20 protein-coding genes are annotated in these 21,834 nt (G+C 71.8%); 9 read left to right on the top strand and 11 right to left on the bottom strand.

What is annotated here, in order from left to right; translation table 11 throughout:
* The first annotated feature begins 73 nt into the window (after positions 1–73).
* Together groL and C6Y14_RS05320 are read left to right on the top strand one after the other, a co-directional pair.
* The gene (gene groL, locus C6Y14_RS05315) at positions 74–1,702 is read left to right on the top strand and encodes a chaperonin GroEL (RefSeq protein WP_107015329.1); all 1,629 of its coding nucleotides are present in this window, start codon (positions 74–76) and stop codon (positions 1,700–1,702) included.
* A 256-nt stretch (positions 1,703–1,958) separates the two neighbouring features.
* Positions 1,959–3,083: an NADH:flavin oxidoreductase gene (locus C6Y14_RS05320; protein ID WP_225890915.1), complete on the top strand. Its 1,125-nt coding sequence runs from the start codon at positions 1,959–1,961 to the stop codon at positions 3,081–3,083.
* Positions 3,084–3,349: 266 nt separating this feature from the next.
* Here C6Y14_RS05320 and C6Y14_RS05325 read toward each other — a convergent pair whose 3' ends face one another.
* On the bottom strand, positions 3,350–4,297 hold the full coding sequence (locus tag C6Y14_RS05325; RefSeq protein WP_107015331.1) for an NmrA family NAD(P)-binding protein: 948 nt from the start codon (positions 4,295–4,297) through the stop codon (positions 3,350–3,352).
* 110 nt (positions 4,298–4,407) lie between these two features.
* Here C6Y14_RS05325 and C6Y14_RS05330 point away from each other — a divergent pair, with 110 nt between their 5' ends.
* Together C6Y14_RS05330 and C6Y14_RS05335 are read left to right on the top strand one after the other, a co-directional pair.
* Positions 4,408–4,974 (top strand): TetR/AcrR family transcriptional regulator, encoded by a 567-nt coding sequence (locus C6Y14_RS05330; RefSeq protein WP_107015332.1) that lies wholly within the window; start codon positions 4,408–4,410, stop codon positions 4,972–4,974.
* Positions 4,975–5,196: 222 nt separating this feature from the next.
* On the top strand, positions 5,197–6,765 hold the full coding sequence (locus C6Y14_RS05335; protein WP_107015333.1) for a subtype B tannase: 1,569 nt from the start codon (positions 5,197–5,199) through the stop codon (positions 6,763–6,765).
* Here C6Y14_RS05335 and C6Y14_RS05340 read toward each other — a convergent pair.
* The 3 genes from C6Y14_RS05340 to C6Y14_RS05350 all read right to left on the bottom strand — a co-directional run bounded on the left by C6Y14_RS05340 (position 6,762) and on the right by C6Y14_RS05350 (position 9,562).
* Entirely contained in the window at positions 6,762–7,361 is a 600-nt protein-coding gene (locus tag C6Y14_RS05340; RefSeq protein ID WP_107015334.1) for a hypothetical protein, read from the bottom strand. The two genes, C6Y14_RS05335 and C6Y14_RS05340, sit on opposite strands and share 4 nt — an antisense overlap.
* Before the next feature lie 143 nt (positions 7,362–7,504).
* Complete coding sequence (gene murQ, locus C6Y14_RS05345; RefSeq protein ID WP_107015807.1) at positions 7,505–8,470, bottom strand: N-acetylmuramic acid 6-phosphate etherase; 966 nt, start codon at positions 8,468–8,470, stop codon at positions 7,505–7,507.
* A 174-nt stretch (positions 8,471–8,644) separates the two neighbouring features.
* Positions 8,645–9,562 carry a MurR/RpiR family transcriptional regulator gene (locus tag C6Y14_RS05350; RefSeq protein WP_107015335.1) on the bottom strand — a complete coding sequence of 306 codons (918 nt, stop codon included), beginning with the start codon at positions 9,560–9,562 and terminating at the stop codon, positions 8,645–8,647.
* Positions 9,563–9,777: 215 nt separating this feature from the next.
* On the opposite strand from C6Y14_RS05350, the gene C6Y14_RS05355 reads away from it, so the two are divergent.
* Positions 9,778–10,167, top strand: a complete 390-nt coding sequence (locus tag C6Y14_RS05355) for a hypothetical protein (RefSeq protein WP_107015336.1) — start codon at positions 9,778–9,780, stop codon at positions 10,165–10,167.
* On the top strand, positions 10,164–10,439 hold the full coding sequence (locus C6Y14_RS05360; protein ID WP_107015337.1) for a DUF4031 domain-containing protein: 276 nt from the start codon (positions 10,164–10,166) through the stop codon (positions 10,437–10,439). The genes C6Y14_RS05355 and C6Y14_RS05360 overlap by 4 nt, the downstream gene beginning before the upstream one ends.
* Here C6Y14_RS05360 and C6Y14_RS05365 read toward each other — a convergent pair.
* The 4 genes from C6Y14_RS05365 to C6Y14_RS05380 all read right to left on the bottom strand — a co-directional run bounded on the left by C6Y14_RS05365 (position 10,428) and on the right by C6Y14_RS05380 (position 14,327).
* A complete protein-coding gene (locus tag C6Y14_RS05365) occupies positions 10,428–11,507 on the bottom strand; it encodes a GNAT family N-acetyltransferase (protein WP_107015338.1) in 1,080 nt (359 codons plus the stop codon). The two genes, C6Y14_RS05360 and C6Y14_RS05365, sit on opposite strands and share 12 nt — an antisense overlap.
* An 18-nt stretch (positions 11,508–11,525) precedes the next feature.
* Positions 11,526–12,800: a Cmx/CmrA family chloramphenicol efflux MFS transporter gene (locus tag C6Y14_RS05370; RefSeq protein ID WP_107015339.1), complete on the bottom strand. Its 1,275-nt coding sequence runs from the start codon at positions 12,798–12,800 to the stop codon at positions 11,526–11,528.
* Positions 12,801–12,956: 156 nt separating this feature from the next.
* Positions 12,957–13,634 carry an HD domain-containing protein gene (locus tag C6Y14_RS05375; protein WP_107015340.1) on the bottom strand — a complete coding sequence of 226 codons (678 nt, stop codon included), beginning with the start codon at positions 13,632–13,634 and terminating at the stop codon, positions 12,957–12,959.
* Positions 13,635–13,700: 66 nt separating this feature from the next.
* The gene (locus C6Y14_RS05380) at positions 13,701–14,327 is read right to left on the bottom strand and encodes a DUF5753 domain-containing protein (RefSeq protein ID WP_107015341.1); all 627 of its coding nucleotides are present in this window, start codon (positions 14,325–14,327) and stop codon (positions 13,701–13,703) included.
* A 181-nt stretch (positions 14,328–14,508) separates the two neighbouring features.
* Here C6Y14_RS05380 and C6Y14_RS05385 point away from each other — a divergent pair, with 181 nt between their 5' ends.
* Positions 14,509–15,201, top strand: a complete 693-nt coding sequence (locus C6Y14_RS05385; RefSeq protein ID WP_107015342.1) for a copper homeostasis protein CutC — start codon at positions 14,509–14,511, stop codon at positions 15,199–15,201.
* A gap of 184 nt (positions 15,202–15,385) precedes the next feature.
* Here the strand turns inward: C6Y14_RS05385 and C6Y14_RS05390 are convergent, their stop codons facing one another.
* Complete coding sequence (locus C6Y14_RS05390; protein ID WP_107015808.1) at positions 15,386–17,446, bottom strand: HelD family protein; 2,061 nt, start codon at positions 17,444–17,446, stop codon at positions 15,386–15,388.
* A gap of 332 nt (positions 17,447–17,778) precedes the next feature.
* On the opposite strand from C6Y14_RS05390, the gene C6Y14_RS05395 reads away from it, so the two are divergent.
* Positions 17,779–17,967, top strand: coding sequence for a hypothetical protein (locus C6Y14_RS05395; RefSeq protein WP_107015343.1), 189 nt, complete (start codon positions 17,779–17,781; stop codon positions 17,965–17,967).
* Between the two features lie 58 nt (positions 17,968–18,025).
* On the opposite strand, the gene C6Y14_RS05400 is transcribed toward C6Y14_RS05395, so the two are convergent.
* Positions 18,026–19,669, bottom strand: coding sequence for a DNA repair helicase XPB (locus tag C6Y14_RS05400; protein WP_107015809.1), 1,644 nt, complete (start codon positions 19,667–19,669; stop codon positions 18,026–18,028).
* Positions 19,670–19,902: 233 nt separating this feature from the next.
* Between C6Y14_RS05400 and istB the strand changes: the two genes are divergently transcribed.
* On the top strand, positions 19,903–21,315 hold the full coding sequence (gene istB / locus C6Y14_RS05405; protein WP_404828718.1) for an IS21-like element helper ATPase IstB: 1,413 nt from the start codon (positions 19,903–19,905) through the stop codon (positions 21,313–21,315).
* On the opposite strand, the gene C6Y14_RS05410 is transcribed toward istB, so the two are convergent.
* On the bottom strand, positions 21,293–21,640 hold the full coding sequence (locus C6Y14_RS05410; protein ID WP_225890917.1) for a hypothetical protein: 348 nt from the start codon (positions 21,638–21,640) through the stop codon (positions 21,293–21,295). The genes istB and C6Y14_RS05410 overlap by 23 nt on opposite strands.
* Positions 21,641–21,834: the final 194 nt, after the last annotated feature.

Genomic DNA, 21,834 nt, shown 5'->3' on the forward strand with positions numbered 1-21,834 from the left:
GTCTGCAGGCCGTCCGTCGCGGGCGCGGGCGCGGTCCTGGAGATTCCACCCCAGTCCGGGAGGACCACTTCACATGGCCAAGATCATCGCGTTCGACGAGGAGGCACGGCGCGGTCTCGAGCGCGGGATGAACCAGCTCGCCGACGCCGTCAAGGTCACCCTTGGCCCCAAGGGCCGTAACGTCGTCCTAGAGAAGAAGTGGGGCGCCCCCACGATCACCAACGATGGTGTTTCCATCGCCAAGGAGATCGAGCTTGAGGACCCGTACGAGAAGATCGGCGCAGAGCTGGTCAAGGAAGTCGCCAAGAAGACGGACGACGTCGCCGGCGACGGAACGACCACGGCGACCGTGCTCGCCCAGGCGCTGGTCCGCGAGGGTCTGCGCAACGTAGCCGCCGGCGCCAACCCGATGGCTCTCAAGCGCGGTATCGAGAAGGCCGTCGAGGCCGTCTCCGGTGCCCTCCTTGAGCAGGCCAAGGATGTCGAGACCAAGGAGCAGATCGCTTCCACGGCCTCCATCTCCGCCGCCGACACCCAGATCGGCGAGCTCATCGCCGAGGCGATGGACAAGGTCGGCAAGGAAGGCGTCATCACCGTCGAGGAGTCCCAGACCTTCGGTCTTGAGCTTGAGCTCACCGAGGGTATGCGCTTCGACAAGGGCTACATCTCGGCGTACTTCGCCACCGACATGGAGCGTATGGAGGCCGTCCTCGACGACCCGTACATCCTGATCGCCAACTCGAAGATCGCCAACGTCAAGGACCTGCTCCCGCTCCTTGAGAAGGTCATGCAGGGCGGCAAGCCGCTGCTGATCATCGCCGAGGACGTCGAGGGCGAGGCGCTGTCGACGCTGGTCGTCAACAAGATCCGTGGCACCTTCAAGTCCGTCGCCGTCAAGGCTCCGGGCTTCGGTGACCGCCGCAAGGCCATGCTCGGCGACATCGCCATCCTCACGGGCGGCGAGGTCATCTCCGAGGAGGTCGGCCTGAAGCTGGAGAACGCGGGTCTGGACCTGCTGGGCCGTGCCCGCAAGGTCGTCATCACCAAGGACGAGACCACGATCGTGGACGGCTCCGGCTCCGCCGACCAGGTCCAGGGCCGGGTCAACCAGATCCGTGCCGAGATCGAGAACTCGGACTCGGACTACGACCGCGAGAAGCTCCAGGAGCGTCTGGCGAAGCTGGCCGGCGGCGTGGCCGTCATCAAGGCCGGTGCCGCCACCGAGGTCGAGCTCAAGGAGCGCAAGCACCGCATCGAGGACGCCGTTCGCAACGCGAAGGCGGCCGTCGAGGAGGGCATCGTCGCCGGTGGTGGCGTGGCTCTGCTCCAGGCTTCCTCGGTGTTCGAGAAGCTTGAGCTCACGGGTGACGAGGCGACCGGCGCCAACGCCGTGAAGCTCGCCCTGGAGGCCCCGCTCAAGCAGATCGCCGTCAACGGTGGTCTTGAGGGTGGCGTCATCGTCGAGAAGGTCCGCAACCTGCCCGTCGGTCACGGCCTCAACGCCGCGACCGGTGAGTACGTGGACATGATCGCCGAGGGCATCATCGACCCGGCGAAGGTCACGCGCTCTGCCCTGCAGAACGCCGCCTCCATCGCCGCGCTGTTCCTCACCACCGAGGCCGTCATCGCCGACAAGCCGGAGAAGGCTTCGGCCGGCGCCGGCGCCGGTGGCGGCATGCCGGGCGGTGACATGGACTTCTGATCCGGAAACGGATCGGCGGCCCACCGCCGCGGCGGCACTGCCGCGGCACCGCTTCACCACAGCTGTACGAACCGAGGGCGGCACCCCATTCCAGGGGTGCCGCCCTTGGGCGTGTCCGGGGTCACAGAGGTGGGGGGAGGGGCGCAGGAATGCCTCGGGGGCCGGGATGGTTGTCCGGGGAGTTATCCATGCGCATGCACATACCCAATGGGATGTGCGATCCCTTCCCCTCCCCCCCCCCACGAGGAGCCCCCACGTGAGTGTCGCCCCCTCCGCCTCCCGCGCCGCCGAGGTCCTTTCCCGGCCCGTCGCCCTCAACGGCCTGACCGTTCCGAACCGGATCGCGATGGCGCCGATGACCCGGCAGTTCTCGCCGGGCGGAGTACCGGGGGAGGATGTGGCGTCGTACTACGCGCGCCGTGCCGCCGCCGGGGTCGGTCTGATCGTCACCGAGGGCACGTACGTGGACCACGAGTCGGCCGGGAACAGCGACCGGGTCCCGCGCTTCCACGGCGAGGAGCAGCTCGCGGGGTGGGCGAAGGTCGCCGCGGACGTGCACGCGGCGGGCGGGACGATCGTGCCGCAGCTCTGGCACATCGGGATGGTGCGCTCCGCCGGGGAGCCGCCGTACGCGGACGCGCCCGCGGTCGGACCGTCCGGCCTGCGCATGGACGGCACCGCAGGCCAGGGCAAGGAGATGACCCAGGCCGACCTCGACGACGTCATCCGGGCCTTCGCCGACGCCGCTGCCGCCGCCGAGCGCATCGGCTTCGACGGGGTCGAACTGCACGGCGCGCACGGCTATCTGCTCGACCAGTTCCTGTGGGCGGGCACCAACCGCCGCACGGACGGGTATGGCGGTGACCTCGTCGCCCGTACGAAGTTCGCCGCGGAGATCGTGGCCGCGGTGCGGGCGGTCGTGTCGCCCGCCTTCCCCGTCCTCTTCCGCTACTCGCAGTGGAAGCAGGACGTCTACAAGGCGCGTCTGGCGGAGACCCCGGCGGAGCTTGAGTCCCTGCTCGCGCCCCTGGCCGCCGCCGGGGTGGACGCCTTCCACGCGTCGACGCGCCGCTACTGGCTGCCGGAGTTCGACGGCTCCGACCTGAACCTGGCCGGCTGGACGAAGAAGCTCACCGGCAAGCCCGTCATCACCGTCGGCTCGGTCGGCCTCGACGGTGACTTCCTCAAGGGGTTCCGTGGTGAGGGTGCGCCGGTCAAGGGCATCGACGATCTGCTCGACCGGCTGGAGAACGAGGAGTTCGACATGATCGCGGTCGGCCGCGCGCTGCTCCAGGACCCGGAGTGGGCCGTGAAGGTACTGGGTGGGCGGTTCGGGGAACTGGCCGCGTTCGACGCGTCTGCGCTGCGCTCGCTCAGCTGAAGTCTGCGGGTGGGGGTGCGCGGTCGGGTGCGGGCCGGTGGGGGTGGGGCCACGGGATTGCGCAGTTCCCCGCGCCCCTAGGGGGTTGGGGGTGCGGGTGTGGGGTCGGGTGCGGGTCGGTGGGGGCTGGCCCACAAGATTGCGCAGTTCCCCGCGCCCCTAGATGTCTAGGGGCGCGGGGAACTGCGCAAAAGGGGGCGAGGGGGCGGAGCCCCCTTGTGTGGACGGGGATGGGTAGGGGCGGCGGGGGCGGAGTATCCGGCAGGTCAGGGGGTCTGGGGGAGGTGTTGGGTTGTCCACCGTTCGAAGGGGGTCAGCTCGATGTCGAGGTCGCGGGCGTACCGGGGGCGGGCCGGCTGGCCCACCACGTTCAGGCGTTCGTGCGACGCGCCCATCGGCGGCATACCCGCGGCCAGCGCCTCCTCCTCCGTCATGTCCGGCGCGGACAACCGCGTGCCCAGCGCCGCGGAGAGGATCTCGGCGATCCGCGCCATCGACAGGTAGTCGCTGGCGAGTTCCAGCTCGACGCGGTCGAACCGTTCCGGTGCGGCGACGGCCGCGGCCGCCGCCGTGCCGATGTCGGCCACCGCGGCGAGGGACAGACGGGTCGCGGGCTTGAGCACGCTCACGATGCCGCCCTCGACACCGTGCGGGAACAGGAACCGCATCGAGGGGAGGAAGTTCTCCATGAAGAAGCCCGGCTTGAGCAGCGTCCAGCGGGGGAAGCCCGCCTCGCGGAGCCGGTCCTGGATCGCCCGCTTGGCCTCCAGCGTGGCCGCCGTCGACGCCCACCGGCCTTCGGCCCAGCCGGGGTCCTCGGTGTGCTGACCCGCACCGCTGACGGAGGTGTGCACGAACTGCGGCACCCCGGCCGCCCTGGCGCCCTCGATGAGGTTGACGCCCTGCCGTACCTCTCCGTCGAAGTCGAAGCCGTCCTGTGTGATGCCGGGCATCTGTACGGAGAAGACCGCGCGGACGCCTTCCGCGGCGCGCGTCACGGAATCGCGGTCGTGGAGATCGCCGGTGACCAGCTGCGCGCCGAGCGCCTCGACGGCCTTGGCGCGGGTCGTGGCCGGGTCGCGTACCAGGGCTCGTACGGGGATCCCCGCGGTGAGCAGGGCGCGGGCGGTGGCGCCGCCCTGTCTGCCGGTGGCGCCCGTGACCAGGACGGGTGCGGAGTCCGAGTCTGCGTCTGAGCCGGTGTTCTTGGGCATGCGGGTGCTCCTTCGAGGCGCTGGCGCATCAAAACGGCGGGCCCCGCCGTTTCCTCTTCGTCTAAGATATGGCGGGGCCCGCCGTTTGACAAAGCACGAGGTGAGATCCGATGCCCGACCATCAGCGCGCCGACGCGAGGCGCAACTACGCGCGCATCCTCGCGGTGGCCGAGGAGGAGGTCGCCGCGCGCGGGGCGGACGCGTCCCTGGAGCAGATCGCGCGCACCGCCGGGGTCGGGTCCGCCACGGTGCGGCGGCACTTCCCGACACGCCGCGCGCTGCTGGAGGCGGTGTCGCGGACGCGGATCGAGGCGCTGTGCGTGCGCGCCGAGGAGCTGACGGGCCGGGGCGACAGCAGGGATGCCCTGCTGGAGTGGATGGGCGACGTCGTCGCCTACTGCGTCTCCGCGCGTGGGCTGGCCGCCGCGCTGACGTACGACGGGTCCCCGGCCGACCCGGTGCACGAGAACTCGTGCTCGCGTTCGCTGGAGGAGGCGGGGGCTCCGCTGCTCCGGCGCGCCGTGCGGGACGGTGCGGTGGCGGCGGGCGTCACGGTCGCCGACCTGATCACGCTCGCGGTCGGCATCGTGCTGGCCACGGAACACCACCGGGATCCGGCGGTGGAGGCGGATCGGTTGTTCCGGCTGGCTGTGGTGGGGCTGAGTCCGCTGAGGTAGGGCGCCAGGGCCTGCGGATTTGCGTCAAAATTGTTGACAATTTTGTGGGCGAATCGTTCGGTATGGCGGTGGAGCAGGCAGGACGTGGGTGTTCGGGGTGGTGGCCGATTCCCTTTGGTGTCGTCGGAGAGGCAGGGGAAGTCCTCAGGAACGGCTGGTGCACTGGGTGCTTCGAGCCGTGCTTGAGGACAGGAGACGGACGTGAAGCGCAGAGCAGTGGTCATGGGGGCAACCGCGGCGACGGTGGGGACGGCGGTGGGGTTCGGTTCCGGGGCGCGGGCCGCCTCCCCGCAGGACCGGCGGCCCGGAGGCGGGGCCGGGGCGGAGGCTTCGGCGGATCTCGTCTTCGATCCGGACGCCTACGCCGAGTCGACCCTCACCATCGAGGACACCGGCGGCGTCGCCCACGAGGTCGTGTACCGGTTCCACAAGGTCGCCTCCTATGTGGCCGCGCCGGTGGACGCGACCTACCAGTCCCTGAACGTCAGCGTGCCGGTGCGGATCGACGGCACGGCCGTGGACGCCACGGGCGCGCCGATCCTCCTCGCCAACGCCATCGGCGGGTACATGCCGTCGTCCGTGGCGAACAACACCGGCATCGTCGCGACCGGGATGGGTGGCGCAACCAGCCGCCAGGCGCTCGCGCTCGCCGCCGGGTACGTCGTCGTGGAGCCCGGCGCCCGCGGCCGTACGCTCGTCGACGCCTCCGGGGTCCACTACGGCACGGCGCCGGCCGCGATCGTCGACCTCAAGGCCGCCGTGCGGTACCTGAAGTTCAACAGGGGCCGCGTCCCCGGCGACGTACGGCGGATCGTCTCGTCCGGGGTCAGCGCGGGCGGGGCGCTGTCCGCGCTGCTCGGCGCGTCCGGTGACAGTCCGCTCTACGACCCGTACCTGAAGGCGATCGGCGCGGCCGACACGAGCGACGCGATCTTCGCCGCCGGTGCCTGGTGCCCGATCATCGACCTCGAACACGCCGACATGGCGTACGAGTGGTGCTGGGGCGCCAATCCGCTGAGCGGCGGCGCGCAGGTCGATCCGACCGTCTCCGGGGAGCTGAAGGCCGCGTACGCCGGGCATCTGGCCTCGCTCGGGCTGCGGGCGAAGGGCTTCGGCGCCCTCACCGCGCGCAACCTGGACGCGTACCTGCTGAGGACGCATCTGGAGCCGTCCGCCACGCGGTACCTCGCGGCGCTGCCGGACGCGGACCGGGTCGCGTATCTCGCCGCGAACCCCTTCATCACCTGGACCGGAGGCACGTCCGGCGGTGCGTCCGGTGGTGCGTCCGGTGGTGGATCCGGCAGCGGCTCAGGTGGGCGGGCCGCCTTCTCCTGGGACGGTTTCCTCACACACGTGGGGGCCCGGAAGAAGAACGCGCCGTCGTTCGACGGCTTCACCCTGGGCACCCCCGAGAACAACCTGTTCGGCACGGGGACCACCAAGGCCCGGCACTTCACGCTCTACAGCCTGCGGCACGAGAGCGGCGGCAGCGCGCGCCTGGACGCCGACATCCCCGCGAAGCTCGACCTGATGAACCCGATGCACCACCTCGTCGAGAACCTCAACCGCGACCGGGCGAAGCACTGGTGGATACGCCTCGGCACCAAGGACACCGACACGTCGCTGTCGGTCGCCGGCAACCTTTCGGCCCGTCTCACGAGCCTGGGTGACGACGTCGACACCGCGTACTACTGGGACGCCGGGCATGGGGCCGACCAGGATCCGGGCGCCTTCGTCGAGTGGATCGGGGAGGTCACGGGCTACCGGCACCAGGGCCGGTCCCAGGGCTAGAGGTTGCCCATCGGTTCGATGTCCACCTTCACCGGGGTGCCCCAGATGCGCAGGACCTCGTAGTCCGTGAACTCGTGGACCAGGCGGTACGCCATGCTCGGGCGGGGGGTGCGGCGCTGCGCGGCGAGATACAGCTCGGCCTCCTGCTTGTCGCGGCGTGGCGTGCCGCAGAGCTGCCAGGCCTGGCCGGTCCACATCTCCGGGAGCCAGCGCTGCTGGGGCTGGGGCCGGTCGCCCCGGACGCCGTAACGGGACGTGGTCCGTTCCGGGCCGGCGTCCGGGGCCGTCGGGCGGCCCTGCGGGAAGGAGTCCTGGAACGAGTCGTTCACCTTCGAGCGGCGGGCGAGGCGGCGGCGGGTCTCGCAGAGCAGGCACAGGTCGGGGGCGTCCTTGTCCACCGGGCCCGTGGGGTGTTCCGCGCAGCGGGTGGTGGGGGCCGCGGTGGTGACTGTCTCGTCCAGGAGGTCCAGGGCGCGCTTCAGGTCCGCCTTCACCTCGTGGAGCTTGGCGTCGGGCATCTCGGTGGAGAGGGTGTCTCCGTGCTCGCCCAGTACGCGGAGGGCTCTGCCCAGGGCGGTCAGTTGCGCGTGGTTCACGGTCTTGGGGTCCCTTCCGGTTGGCTTCACCAGCGTCGCACGTGGCACTGACAGTGTGGGGCGTGGAAGCTGGGGGTGGGTTCGTCGGGTGCGGGTCCGGTGGGGGCTGGTCGCGCAGTTCCCCGCGCCCCTGTCCGTGGGGGTCAGGGGCGGTGGGTTGTCGCCAGGGCTTCGCGTAGGTGGCCGTTTGCTGACTTGAGGAGGTGGGCGGCCGTGGGGGCGTCCACGGTGCCCAGGATCGTGAGGATCGCGTTCTTGACCTCGCCGTCCGTCGCCGCCAGCGCCGCCTCGATCTCCTCGTCGGACGCACCCGTGGCGAGCGCGACGATACGGCGTGAACGCGCCCGGAGCTTCTCGTTCGAGGCGCGTACGTCGACCATCAGGTTCCCGTACGTCTTGCCCAGGCGGATCATCGTGATCGTCGAGAGCATGTTCAGGACGAGCTTCTGCGCCGTGCCCGCCTTCAGCCGGGTGGAGCCGGTGAGCAGCTCGGGGCCCACCACGACCTCGATGCCGTGGTCCGCCGCCGCCGCCAGCGCGCTGTCCGCGTTGCAGGACAGGCCGACCGTGAGGGCGCCGAGCGCGCGGGCGTGCTCGACCGCCCCGATCGCGTACGGGGTACGGCCCGAGGCGGAGACGCCGACGACCGTGTCGTCCGCGGTGAGGCCCAGCGCGGACAGGTCCGCGACGGCCAGTTCCGCGGAGTCCTCCGCCCCCTCGGCCGACGTCGTCATCGCCGCCGGACCGCCCGCGATCAGTCCGACCACCTCGGTCGGGTCCGTGTTGAACGTCGGCGGGCACTCCGACGCGTCCAGCACGCCGAGCCGTCCGGCGGTGCCGGCGCCGGCGTAGACGAGCCGGCCGCCGCGCCCCATCCGCTCCGCGATCGCGTCGATCGCGGCCGCGATGTTCGGCAGCTGCGCGGCGACGGCGGTCGGCACGGTGGCGTCCTCGCCGTTCATGATCTTCGCGATGTCCAGCGTCGGCAGTCGGTCGATGTCGGAGTGCTCGGGGCGGAACGCCTCCGTGGTCAGGCTCTCCAACTCGGCCCGCACACTGCGGTACTCGGCGGACGAGGGGGCGTCGGTGGCGTCGGCGCTTGAGGTCATGTACGGCGACTCTTTCTGGTGCGGGTGCGGGTCCATTGAGGGGGTGCTTTCAGGGGCGCGGGGAACGGCGCAGTCTTTTCGACTTTCAGGGGCGCGGGGGCTGTGTCGTAGGTGCGGCTCCGCCGCGTGGGCGCGACCAGCCCCCGCCGGGCCCGCGGACGAACCCCGCCGTCCCTACCGCGGCGTACTCCGGTGCCGATGGGCCAACGCCTCGTACGACGCGGACAGCGCCGGCGCCGCCGTCTCGTACGTCCGTTGGGCGACCCCGATGAACAGGCAGTCCACCACCAGCAGTTGGCTCGTCCGGGACGACATCGCCGCCGGCCGCAGCTCGCTCTCCCGGGCCGTGGACGTGGTCAGGATGTGATCCGCGTACTGGGTCACGGGCCCGTCCGGCCGGCCCGTGATCGCGATCGTCGTGGCCCCGTGCTCGAACGCGACCCGCAGCGGCTCGATGACGTCACCGGTCGCACCGGAGTGCGTGATCGCGATCGCCACGTCCTTCGCCCGCAGCTGCACGGCGTTGGTCACGGCGAGATGCGGGTCGTTGTGGGCGTGGGCTATCAGCCCGATGCGCAGGAGCTTCTGGGTGAGGTCCTGGGCGACGAGCCCGGACGCGCCGACGCCGTAGACGTCGATACGGCGGGCCAGTGCGAGCGCCCCGACCGCCGCGCCCAGCTGCACCGTGTCCAGTGCGGCCGCGGTGTCGGCGAGCGTCTGCTGCTCGTCGTACGCGAGCTTGGCGACGACGTCCGCGATCGGGTCGTCGACCGCGATGTCGGCGGTCACGGCGGGGGCGCGGCCCGACTGCTGCTGGGCGGCGAGGCCGGCGAGGGCGAGGCGCAGGTCGCGGTAGCCGGGGTAGCCGAGGAGGCGGGCCGTGCGGACGACCGTGGCCTCGCTGGTGCCGGTCAGTTCTGCGAGGCCAGTGACCGTGAGGGCCGCGCAGCCTGCGGGGTCTTGGGCCACGGCCTCTGCTACTCGCTGCATGGAGCGGGTCATCGAGGGGGCCAGGGTGCGGACCTTTGCGGCGAGGGCTGCGGGGGGTGGCGGGGGGTCGCCCGCGAAAATTTCCTTCACTTCTTGGGTCACGTATGAAAGATATTTTCGGGTGGGGGGAGGGTCAAGGGGTGGGTCTGTGGGTGCGGGTCCGGTGGGGGCTTGTCGCGCCCACGCGGCGGAGCCGCACATACGACACAGCCCCGCGCCCCTGGTGGGCGGGTGCTGCGCCGTTGTTCGTGCGGCTCAAAGATTGCGCAGTTCCCCGCGCCCCTGAAGAGGGAAACCCGCTGGCGCACAATGGTCGTATGGAATCATCCGTCGCTCCGCTCGAACAGGCTCTTCATGCGGCTCGGGCTCTTGTTATCGCTGATCTTGTGGCGGGGGAGGTCGCCGAGGCCGATGTCGTGTCGATGGTCGAGGAGTCCGTCGTGCAGCGGCGCTGGTGGGTGGAGCAGTGGCCCGAGGGTGTGGAGTACGTGGCCGGGCTGGTCGCCCAGGACGTACAGGACGCGCTGCTGGAGACGTACGGGCGCTGGCCGCTCTGCCCCGTCTGCGGTGACGGTGATCCGCATGCCCTGGAGGTGGAGCCGGAGCTGGGGCCCGACCCGCACTGGGTGTGTCACAAGGCCGGTGTGAGCGTCGCCCCGGTGGGCGCGCTGGGCCCGGCCCTGGGCGGCGGAGCGGGTTCTTCGTGACCGTCTACATCGATCCGCCCGACTGGCCGGGGCACGGGCGCATGTGGTCCCACCTCGTCAGCGATGTGTCGTTCGACGAGCTGCACGCGTTCGCGCGGCGGCTCGGCGCGCCCGCCCGTGCCTTCGAGCGCGATCACTACGACATCCCCTCGCACCGGTACGAGGACGCCGTACGGGAGGGCGCGGTGCAGGTCCGCAGCCGCGAGGTCGTACGCATCCTGCACGCGTCCGGGCTGCGCAGGCCCAAGGGTCGGCCGGGCTCAGCCGCGTAGCTCGTACGCGTACTGCTCGCCGTCGTCGTCCAGCGTGCCCACCCGGGTGAAGCCCGCGCGTGAGATCACGCCCTGGGAGGGGGAGTTGGTGCGGTCCACGGTGGCGAGCAGGTAAGAGACGTCGTCACGGGCCAGCGCCAGGGCGGACATGGCGCGCAGGGCCTCGGTGGCGTAACCGTTGCCGCGGGCCGCTACGGCCAGGTCGTAGCCGACCTCGGCGCGGCCCTCGTCGTCCGGGGCGCCGTGGAAACCCATGCCGCCGACCGCGCGGCCGTCCTCGCGCCGTACGAGGACGAACATGCCCCACTCGGGCCGGTGCACCCCGGCCTCGTACGCCTTGACGACCATGCTCGCGGCGTCCCGCGTGCCCTGGAAGGGGCCGCCCTCGATCCACTCGAAGCCGCCGGTGCCGCCCGCGGTGAGGTCGGCGGCGGCCGCGGGGGTGACGCCCTGGAGGGTGAGGCGCTCGGCCGGTATGACCAGGTTGTTGCTCCACCGCCAGGAGGTGAGGGGCGCGCGGCCGGGCAGTTCCCCGCGGCCCGTGGCCCACAGGAGGGTCTGCCAGTGGTCGGGGCCGGGTTCGGGGCGTACGTGCGGGAAGATCCGCGTCAGCACGTCGGCGCAGAGCGCGGCCGGCGGCTCGTACGCGATCCCGAGGCCCTCCGCCACGTCGTGCGTGTGCAGCAGCACCTCGGCGACACCCATCGCGGCGAAGCCCTCACGGTTCGCGCTGCGGAAGGGGTACGGGTGGAAGGCCCGCGCCTCCCGTGGAGTGGTGCGCACGGCTGCCGCGAGGAGGGCGCCGGTCGCCTCGATGACCTGGAGGACGTCCTCGGGGCTCTCGCACTCGTCGAAGGCGATGCGGAAGGGCACGTAGCGGTCGGTGGGGCGGCCCGCCAGCTGGCCCGCGTACGAGACGAGGTCCGACGCGATGTGCTCCGCCGTGGTGCGGCAGCTCCATTCGAGGCGGCCCGCCCTGACGTCCCAGTCCTGGTCGGCCGCGCCCCGCAGGGCCGCCACCGCACCCGAGACGGCCTCTTCCACCTGGTCCCCACCCATGGCTCGCATGCCGGTGAGGATAGGTGATCAGTTCGCGGAGCGGTCGGTAATTTTGGCCGCCCCGACCCCGGTCCCGACATCGGCGACGGCCACCGTCCCGACCTCCGCCGCGACCTCGATCCGGGATGCGGCCCCGGTGACCACCCGTGAAGGCGTCGCACGCCGGTACAGGCGCAGCGAGATCGCGGTCAGTGCGCCCGCCGTGACGGTCAGGGCCGCTCCCGCCCAGGCGGGGGAGGCGAAGCCGAGGCCCGCGTCGATGGCGGCGCCGCCGATCCAGGGGCCGCCGGTGTTGCCGAGGTTGAAGGCGGCCGTGGTGGTCGCGGCGGCCAGGGTGGGGGCGGCGGTCGCCACGTTGAACAGCCGGGCGTTGAGTGCCGGGGCGGTGTAGAAGGCGGAGACGCCGAGGAGGAAGGCGAGGACGGCCGCCGCGACGGCGTACTGCGCGAGGAGGGCGAGTGTCACGAGCAGGACCGTCGAGGCCGCGATGCCGGACAGCAGCACCCCGAAGAGGTGCGCGTCCGCGATCCGGCCGCCGATCGTCGTCCCGATGAGCGCGCCGATCCCGAACAGCGCGAGCACGGCCGGCACCCAGCCCTCGTCGAGCCCGGCCACGTCCGTGAGCAGCGGGGCGAGATAGCTGAACGCGCAGAACACCCCGCCCGCGGAGAACGCGATCAGCGAGATCGTGAGCCAGACCTGCCGGTCGCGGTAGATCCGCAGTTCGTTCCTGAGCCGGGGCTTCTCGTCGGGGAGCGGGATACGGGGGATGAGGGTGGCCACTCCGACGAGCGCGACCGCGCTGGCCGCGCCGACCGCCCAGAACGCCGAGCGCCAGCCGAGGCTCTCACCGAGGAAGGCGCCCGCCGGGACGCCGAGGACGTTCGCGATCGACAGGCCGCCGATCATCACGGCGAGCGCGCGGGCGCGGGCGTTCACCGGGACCATGGCGACGGCGACGGCCGCGCCGACCGCCCAGAAGCCGGCGCAGGCCAGCGCGCTCACGACCCGGGACACGAAGAGCACGGTGTAGTTCGGGGCGAGGGCGCCCGCGATCTGGCCGAGGCCGAAGACGCTGATGAGCGCGATGAGGGTGGTGCGGCGGGGCAGCCTGAGCGTGGCCACGGCCAGCAGGGGCGCTCCGACGACCATGCCGACCGCGAAGGCCGATATCAGCAGGCCCGCGCGCGGAATGGACACGTGCATGTCGTCCGCGACGGCGGGCAGCAGCCCGGAGAGCATGAACTCGCTGGTGCCCAGCGCGAAGACGGAGAGCCCGAGGATGTAGACGGCCAGGGGCATGGGCGCGGGCTTGGACGTGGTCTTCGACGCGGACTCGGACGCGGACGTGGTCTCGGACTGTGGCGTGCGGGCGGGCGTGGGTGAGCTGGAGCTCGTGGGGACGGGCATATCAAGTGCCAACCTCGACGGTGGACGGCCCATTCCATCGGGTGGGGTTCAGGCCGTCAACAGGGTCAGCTCGCTCGTCAGGTTGTGACGGGCCGGGCCCTCCCATTCCCTTGTCCCGTAAGGGGTGTGGAAGAGGCGCGGCAGTTCGAGGAGCTGGCGCAGGATCGCCGCGCGGCCCTCGCGGAAGGCGTCCGGGGGTACGAAGGCGTACTCCTCGCGGACCGCTGCCGTGTAGGCGGCGTACGCGTCCGGCGGAGAGGCGAGGATCGCCAGGTCGGCGTCGCACAGGACCTGTCCGTTCGGGTCGTCGCCGGCCGGCGCGTGGGTGACCGTCAGCCGGACGAGGCGGGCGACCTCGGCCGTGGCGGCGGCGGAGAGGCCGGCCTCAGGGAGCGCGCGCTCGGCGAGCCGGGCGGAACGTTCCTCGTTCTCGGAGCGGTCGGGGAGGTAGACCGCGTCGTGGAACCACGCGGCCAGCCGGACGAGATCCGGGTCGGCCGCGGCCTTCTCCAGCACGTCGACGTGGTCCAGCACCGCCGTGAGGTGGTCGAGGGTGTGGTAGCGCCGCTGGGGTTCCGACCAGCGGGTGAGGAGGTTGTCGGCGTAGGCCTCCGGCGAGGGGGCGGGGGTGGCGGTTGGGCCGGTGATGGGGGCGGGGGTCTGCGTCCCACGGCTCCGGTGGAGTGTGCGGGACCAGCGGGTGCGCAGCGCGTCGGGATCGGCCATGGGTCCCATTGTCCGCCCGCCGTCACCGTCGCCGTCGTCGCCATCGCCGTCACTCTCGATCCTCGGTCAGTTGGGGTGCGCGTCCTCGTACGCGTCGGCCGCCCGCTCGATGAGAGCGAGGGACGCGAGCGGGGACAAGGCGGCTGTCGCGAGCAGTTCGTGGGTGAGCGTGCAGTGGGTGATCACGGCCGGATCGTCCAGCAGGCGGCCGGTCCCGGCGGCCTGGACGTAGGCGACGGGCGGGGCGTCGTCGAACGTCATCAGTTTGAAGAGGCCTTCGAGCCCGGCATGCGCGCCTTCCGAGAGGGGCAGTACCTGGGCGACGATCCGATGGCTTCGGACCAGTGCGGCGATGCGGCGGAGCTGTTCGGCCATGGTGTGCGGGCCGCCCACCGGACGCCGGACGACGACCTCGTCCAGAATCACCTGGTAGCGGGGCCCCGCCGGATTGTCGAGGATGCGGGCGCGCGCCCGCCGGGAGGCCGTCCGCCCGTCGGCGGCCTCGTCCGTCCCGGCCGGTTCGTACGCCTGGAGCACCGCCTGGCTGTAGGCGGCGGTCCGGAGCAGGCCGGGGACCAGGTCCGGTGCCCAGTCCCTGACCGACCGCGCCAGGCTCTCGAAGGTGACGACGTCTGCCGACGCCGGTTGCGCGTACTGCGGCGGGGACGGTTCGAGTCGCTCGGTCTTGGGCATGGCACAACTCCCTTTCGCGCGGCTGGCGTTGTCGGACGTCGCCGTATCGAGGGTAGTTGCGGACAGTGACGACGTGTGCGCGAATGGTGATATCCGTTGATCTCCGACGCGGGGCGCGTAGGCTGAGTATTGGACTAGACCTGTAGCCCGTCATCTGTCGCCGCCCGAGGGAAGAGGTCCTATGAGCAAGCGTGCAGTCCTGGAGGTGATCGCCCTCGACGTCGAGGACGCGGTCGCCGCCGAGGCCGGAGGCGCGGACCGGCTGGAGCTCGTCACCGACATGGCCGCCGACGGGCTCACCCCGCCGGTCGAGACCTTCGCCGGGATCCGGGCCGCCGTCGGCATCTCGCTGCGCGTCATGCTGCGACTGACGGACGGTTTCGCCGCCGGGGACGTACGGGCGCTGGTACGGGCGGCGCGGGAGCTGCGGGCCGCCGGGGCGGACGAGTTCGTGCTCGGGTTCCTGGACACGAACGGGGAGCCCGACCTGGCCGCGCTGGAGTCGGTGCTCGCCGAACTGGACGGCTGCGCGTGGACGTTCCACCGGGCGATCGACCGGGCCGCCGACCGGGACGCCCTGCGCAAGCGGCTCTCCGACCTGCCCGGCCTTGACACGTACCTCACGGCGGGGGCTGCGGGCGGCGTGGACGAGGGGCTGCCGACGCTGCTCGCGGAGGCGGGGCGGCGGGGGGAGGCGGGGTACGAGCCGCAACTCCTCGTGGGCGGGGGGTTGCGGCTCGACCATGTCGCTCGGCTGCGGGCGGGGGGTGTGGACGCGTTCCACATCGGGGGTGCGGCGCGGCCTCAGGGCTGGGGCGCGCCTGTCTCCGCATCCGCGGTGGGGGTGTGGCGCTCCGCGCTGGACGAGGGCTGAACGAGGACTGAACGGGTGCGGGTCCGTCGTGGCCGGTCGCGCAGTTCCCCGCGCCCCTGAGGGGGTGGGTGGATCGGGGCGCAGCCCCATCCCCTAGGGGCGCGGGGAACTGCGCGACCAGCCCCCACCGGCCCGCACCCGGAACGCGACCCCTCCTACGTCCCCTACGGCCCCCTGCGCCCCCCTACCCTTCCAACTGCGCCGGCAAGGCGTCCGCGTGGGTCACGATCAGGCCCGACACCGCCCGCGTCAGCGTGACGTACAGACGCCGCAGCCCCGTCCGTTCGTCCGGCTCGCCGTCCACCACCGCCCGCGGCTCGTCCAGTACCACGTAGTCGTACTCCAACCCCTTCGCGAGCGACGCCGGCACCAGTGTCAGACGGGCGGAGGCGGTCGTCTCCTCGCCGGGAGCGAGATGGGAGACCCCCGCCTTCGCCAGCGCCTCGGCCAGTCCCGGCACCCGCCCGTCGGCGGCGATCAGCCCCACCGACCCCTCCCTCGCCAACAACTCCTCGCAGGCCGCGATCACTTCGGCGGCGGCCGCCGTGGTGTCCGCAGCCGTCTCGCGGATCGCGCGGACCTCGAAGAAGCCCGGGTTCTCCCGGACCGACGCCACCGGCGCCAGGCCCGGCGCGATGTGCGGAAGCAGCCGGGACGCGTACGTGATCACGTCCGTCGGAACGCGGAAACCGGCCGTCAGCTCCTCCACCACCGCCTCCGACTTGCCGAGATGGGCCAGCGCCTCCTCCCAGCTCCGCGTCGCCCACGGCGTCGTACCCTGCGCCAGATCACCGAGCACGGTCGCCGAACCGGTCGTGCAGCGCCGCCCCACCGCCCGGTACTGCATCGGCGACAGGTCCTGCGCCTCGTCGAGCACCACATGCCCGAGGGAGTGCGTGCGCTGTACGAGGTCGGTGGCCTCGTCGATCAGCACGGCGTCCGCGGCGGCCCACTTGACGGACTTCACCGACCGGACGGGCTTCGCCCAACGGATCGTCTCCTGCTCGTCCTCGCTGAGGACACCCTCCGCGTGCAGCGCCAGGAAGTCGGCGTCCGAGAGGAGCCGGAAGACCAGCTTCGCCGGGTCCACCGGCGGCCAGATCGCCTTCACCGCCGCCTTCACCGCGGGGTTGCGGGCGACGGCGTCCTGCACCCGGTCGTCCGGTGCCTCGCCCGCCCGTTCCATCTGCACCAGCACGGCGTGCGCGATGCGCTGCGGCAGGGCGTCGCGGGCGGCGCCGTACCGGATGTCCCGGTCCAGCAACTCCTGCACGATGGCGGTCAGTTCGTACTCCGGTACGCGCCAGCGCCGGGAGCCGCGGACCACCACGACCTGCTCGGTGGGCAGGGTCACATGCGCGCGGACCGCCCGGCGCAGCACCTCGGCCATCCGCGCGTCGCCCTTCAGGACGGCGGTCGCCGCCTCGTCCGCGCCCCGTACCTCGACGTGCGCGACCAGGTCGGCGACCGTGGCCTGCTTGACCTCCAGCTCGCCCAGCGCGGGCAGCACCTGCTCGATGTAGTGGAGGAAGGACGCGTTCGGTCCGATGACGAGGGTGCCGGTGCGGGCGAGGCGGTCGCGGTGGGCGTACAGGAGGTACGCGACCCGGTGCAGGCCGACGGCCGTCTTGCCGGTGCCGGGACCGCCCTGCACGCAGACCGTGCCGCCCAGGCCGGACCGTACGATCTCGTCCTGTTCGGGCTGGATCGTCGCCACGATGTCGCGCATGGGGCCCACGCGCGGGCGCTCGATCTCCTGCTGGAGCAGCTTGCTGGTGCCGGCGGTCTCGGCGGGGTCGGAGAGGTGCTCGTCCTCGTACGCGGTGAGGTCGCCGCCGGTGTAGCCGAAGCGGCGGCGCAGCGCGATGTCCAGCGGGGTCTTCTTGGAGGCCCGGTAGAACGGCTGGGACACCGGGGCGCGCCAGTCGATCACCATCGGGTCGCCGCCGGCGTCGTGCACGTGCCGGCGGCCGATGTAGAAACGTTCACCCTCGGCGCCCTCCGCCTGCTCGGCGCCCGGGGCGTGCAGGTAGTCGAGGCGGCCGAAGAAGAGCGGGGTGTGGGACAGGTCGGCGAGGGCCTTGATGCGTTCGTCGATCTGGCGGGTCAGGACCTCCGCGTTGACCCAGTTCGCGGTGACGTCCCGGATGTCGAGGGACTGCACGTCCTCGCGCATCGACCGCAGTGCGGCACGGGAGTCCGCGAGATGGGCGCGTTCACGGGAGAGGGGATCGTCGGACGGCATGGCGGAGTCGGGCGGGGTGGACACGGGTGTTGCCTCCGGGCCTGCGGGAACCGCGGGGCCGGGCGGGCCCCGCTGACTGTGGCGGTGAACCGGCCGGTTTCCGTCCGGACGGCGGCGCTCCACGACGGGAGGCGGGCAAGAGCGGAGATCTTAGGCGAACGGGGGCGACGGGGGCCAACCGTTTTCGCACCTGGGCGCCCGGGTCCCGCGTCCCCTAGGGGACACCGACCCCTGCGTCCGGGGTGGAGATCGCCCCGAAGTCGTACACGGGGCGGCGAAGGCTCGGTCCGCAGGCCGATGGAAGGGGGGCGCGGACGTTCCACCATGGATGCATGAGTACAGCGACCTTCACCCAGGCCCCCGCCCGCCCCCGTCCGCCGACCGGCGCGACCGCCCTGCGGGGCAGTCACCGCCACCGTGTCGCCGACGCCCTGCGCGCCGTCAAGGTCTTCGCCGGCGCCGCGCTGGGAGTGGTCCTCCTCGGCGAGTACGGCGAGGAGGCGGGCGTACGCCGCAGGTAGCGCCCCTCCCGCGCGACCCCTTCCGCGCGCCCCCTCCCGAGCGCCGACCGGCCGAGTGCTAGTTGTCGGCCAGCAGCTCGTCCGCGTCCACGATCCGGTACGCGTAGCCCTGCTCGGCCAGGAAGCGCTGGCGGTGGGCCGCGAAGTCCTGGTCGATGGTGTCGCGGGCCACGACCGAGTAGAAGTGGGCCTGGTGGCCGTCCGCCTTCGGGCGCAGCACCCGGCCGAGGCGCTGGGCCTCCTCCTGACGGGAGCCGAAGGTGCCCGACACCTGGATGGCGACCGTCGCCTCCGGCAGGTCGATGGAGAAGTTGGCGACCTTCGAGACGACCAGCACACTGATCTCGCCCTGACGGAACGCGTCGAAGAGCTTCTCGCGCTGCGCGTTCGACGTCTCGCCCTTGATGACCGGCGCGTCCAGATGCTCGCCCAGTTCGTCGAGCTGGTCGATGTACTGCCCGATGACGAGCGTCTGCATCCCGGCGAACCGCCGGACCAGCGCCTCCGTGACCTTGCGCTTCGTCGCCGTCGTCGCACAGAAGCGGTACTTCTCCTCCGCCTCGGCGGTCGCGTACGCCAGCCGCTCGGAGTCCGTGAGATTCACCCGGACCTCGACACAGTCGGCCGGCGCGATGTAGCCCTGCGCCTCGATCTCCTTCCAGGGCGCGTCGAAACGCTTCGGCCCGATGAGGGAGAACACGTCCGACTCGCGGCCGTCCTCGCGCACCAGCGTGGCCGTCAGACCGAGCCGGCGGCGCGCCTGGAGGTCGGCGGTGAACTTGAAGACCGGCGCGGGCAGCAGATGCACCTCGTCATAGATGATCAGCCCCCAGTCGCGGGAGTCGAACAGCTCCAGGTGCTGGTAGACACCCTTCCGCTTGGTCGTCAGCACCTGGTACGTCGCGATGGTGACCGGGCGGATCTCCTTGCGCGTACCGCTGTACTCGCCGATCTCCTCCTCGGTCAGGCTCGTGCGCTTGACCAGCTCGTGCTTCCACTGCCGGGCCGAGACGGTGTTCGTGACGAGGATGAGGGTGGTGGCCTTCGCCTCGGCCATCGCGCCCGCGCCGACCAGCGTCTTGCCGGCGCCGCAGGGCAGCACGACCACGCCCGACCCGCCGTGCCAGAAGTTCTCCACCGCCTGCTTCTGGTACGGCCGCAGGGACCAGCCGTCCTCGGCGAGCCCGATGGGGTGCGCCTCCCCGTCCACGTAACCGGCGAGGTCCTCGGCGGGCCAGCCCAGCTTCAGGAGTGTCTGCTTGATCTGCCCGCGCTCGGAGGGGTGCACGGCCACGGTGTCCGGGTCGAGCCGGTTGCCCACGAGCGGGGTGATCCGCTTCGAGCGCAGGATCTCCTCAAGCACGGGCCGGTCGGTGGTGGTCAGGACGAGCCCGTGGGCCGGGTGCTTGCTCAGCGTGAGCCGGCCGTAGCGGCCCATCGTCTCCGCGATGTCGACGAGCAGCGCGTGCGGCACCGGATAGCGGCTGTACTGCACGAGCGCGTCCACGACCTGCTCGGCGTCGTGTCCGGCCGCGCGCGCGTTCCACAGCCCGAGCGGGGTCACCCGGTAGGTGTGGATGTGCTCCGGCGCGCGCTCCAGCTCGGCGAAGGGGGCGATGACCCGGCGGCACTCGTCCGCCAGCTCGTGGTCGACCTCCAGGAGGAGGGTCTTGTCGGACTGGACGATGAGTGGACCATTCACGCGCGTCCCCTTCTGCACAGCCGTGCGATGTGCACGGCCAAACGTCCAGTGTGCCTGATGGCCGGGGCCCGCCGCCGCGAACGCCCGGTGTCCGCGGTCCTGTCCTACTGAATGTCTATTCATTCCAATGAGTGGTGTGAATTCAGATTTACGGTCGTTGCCCCGAAGAATGGCGATCCCGCAGGTCACTGCCCAGCTCACCGTCCGGTCTGCCGCACAGGGAGAGCCCACTGTTGCCCCACCACGGCCATGTCCCGCCGCCCGAGCCGCTGCCCACCCCCTCACAGCCGACCGCGATACTCGGTTACTCGCTCTTCGCCACCCGCTGGCTCCAGGCCCCGCTGTACTTCGGGCTGGTGGCCGCGCAGGGGGTGTACGTCTACAAGTTCTTCAGGGAGCTGTGGACTTTAATCCTCCGGAGCGTGACCGGGCAGGCGGACGAGACGTATGTGATGCTCGCCGTGCTGAAACTGGTCGACGTCGTCATGATCGCCAATCTGCTGATCATGGTGATCGTCGGCGGTTACGAGACCTTCGTCTCGCGCATCGGACTGCAGGGCCACCGGGACCAGCCGGAATGGCTCTCGCACGTCAATTCCAACGTGCTGAAGGTGAAGCTCGCCACCGCCATCGTGGGCATCTCGTCCGTGCACCTGCTCCAGATGTTCGTGGACGTGCACCACACCTCCCACCACTCACTGCTGTGGGGGACGGTCATCCACATGGCGTTCATCGCCTCGGCGGCGATCCTGGCGTACATGTCGGGACCGATGGCCGCACAGGGGGAGCGCCTGCACCGAGGGCACGGGCTCACCCCTGTGTACGCCTCCCACGAGGGGGCCGCGCACGAGGGCGCCGGGAGGGCGGCCGGCGGGACGAACGGGTCCTCCGTCCCGGCGGAGTTCGCGGTCGCGGCCAGGACCGCGCCCGTCGCGCGGGTCACCGTCCCGATCCCGGCGCAGACGGTCTCCTCCCCGTACGAGACGTACGAGACGTACGACTCGTATGTCTCGTACGACGCGCACGAGACGCACGAGACGTGTGACGTGCAGGATCCCGCCGAGCCCGGTGCCGAGGCCCGGATCCGTGAGGCCCGTTTTCCCGCCCGGAAGCTGTTGGAGGAGTTCGACGAGGAGTACCCCCGGGTGCTCGACCGCAAGGCCGTGCACCGGCTGGGCGGCCTGGACTTCGTCGCGGCCCGCCGCAACGTGGTGTTCATCGGGCCCCCCGGCACCGGCAAGACCCATCTCGCCGTCGGTCTCGGCGTACGGGCGTGCCAGTCGGGGCACCAGGTGGCCTTCGCGACCGCGGCGCAGTGGGCCGCGCGGCTTGCGGACGCGCGGTCGGCCGGCCGCCTCACCGAGGAACTGGCGGACCTCGACGCCTGCCCGCTGCTCATCGTCGACGAGGTCGGCTACACCCCGCTCGACCCGGACACCGCCCACCTCTTCTTCCAGCTCGTCGCGCACCGCTACGAGCGGTCCTCCCTCATCGTGACCACCGACCGTCCGCTCGGCCGCTGGGAGGAGGTCTTCGGTGGTGCCGCCCCCGCGATGGTCGACCGGCTGGCGCACCACGCGGAGATCGTGCGGCTCGAAGGCGACAGCTACCGCATGCGGCAGGTCACCTCAGCGTGGGCAGAGTGATGTTGTTGATCAGCGGCCCCTCGATGCCGACCCCCTCGGTCACGAGCGGTTCGACGGCCGTCACCGGCAGCGGCAACGGCAGGGCGGACCGCGTGGACGGGACGGCCGGGGCGGCCGGGGCGGACTGGGGTGCCCCCGCCCCCGCCGCCGTCCGGGCCGCGGCGGCCTGCGGGGCGAGCACGCCGATGAGCACGGCCGAGGCGATGAGGGCGACCGCGGCGGCGGTGCGCGCGTGGTGGGTGCGGCGCTCGGCGCCCTCGGGACTCAGCGACGGCACGGAGGCCGTGGGACAGGCGGGTTGGAGCAGGAGACGCAGGGGACGCATGGGAGCTACGGAACCTTTCGGGTGCTGCTGAGCCGGGGCGGGGCCCACGGACGCGGGCCCACGGAGGGGACGGGCCGGACCCGGGACGACCGGGTCCGGCCCGCCGGACGTACGGGGCCCGCTGGACGTACAAAGCCCGCGAGGCCTGCTGTGCGTACGGGGCGAGAAGGGGCTTACGGGGTGTGACGCGCCGC

The organism is Streptomyces dioscori (assembly GCF_003024195.1).
Classification (GTDB): Bacteria; Actinomycetota; Actinomycetes; order Streptomycetales; family Streptomycetaceae; genus Streptomyces; species Streptomyces dioscori.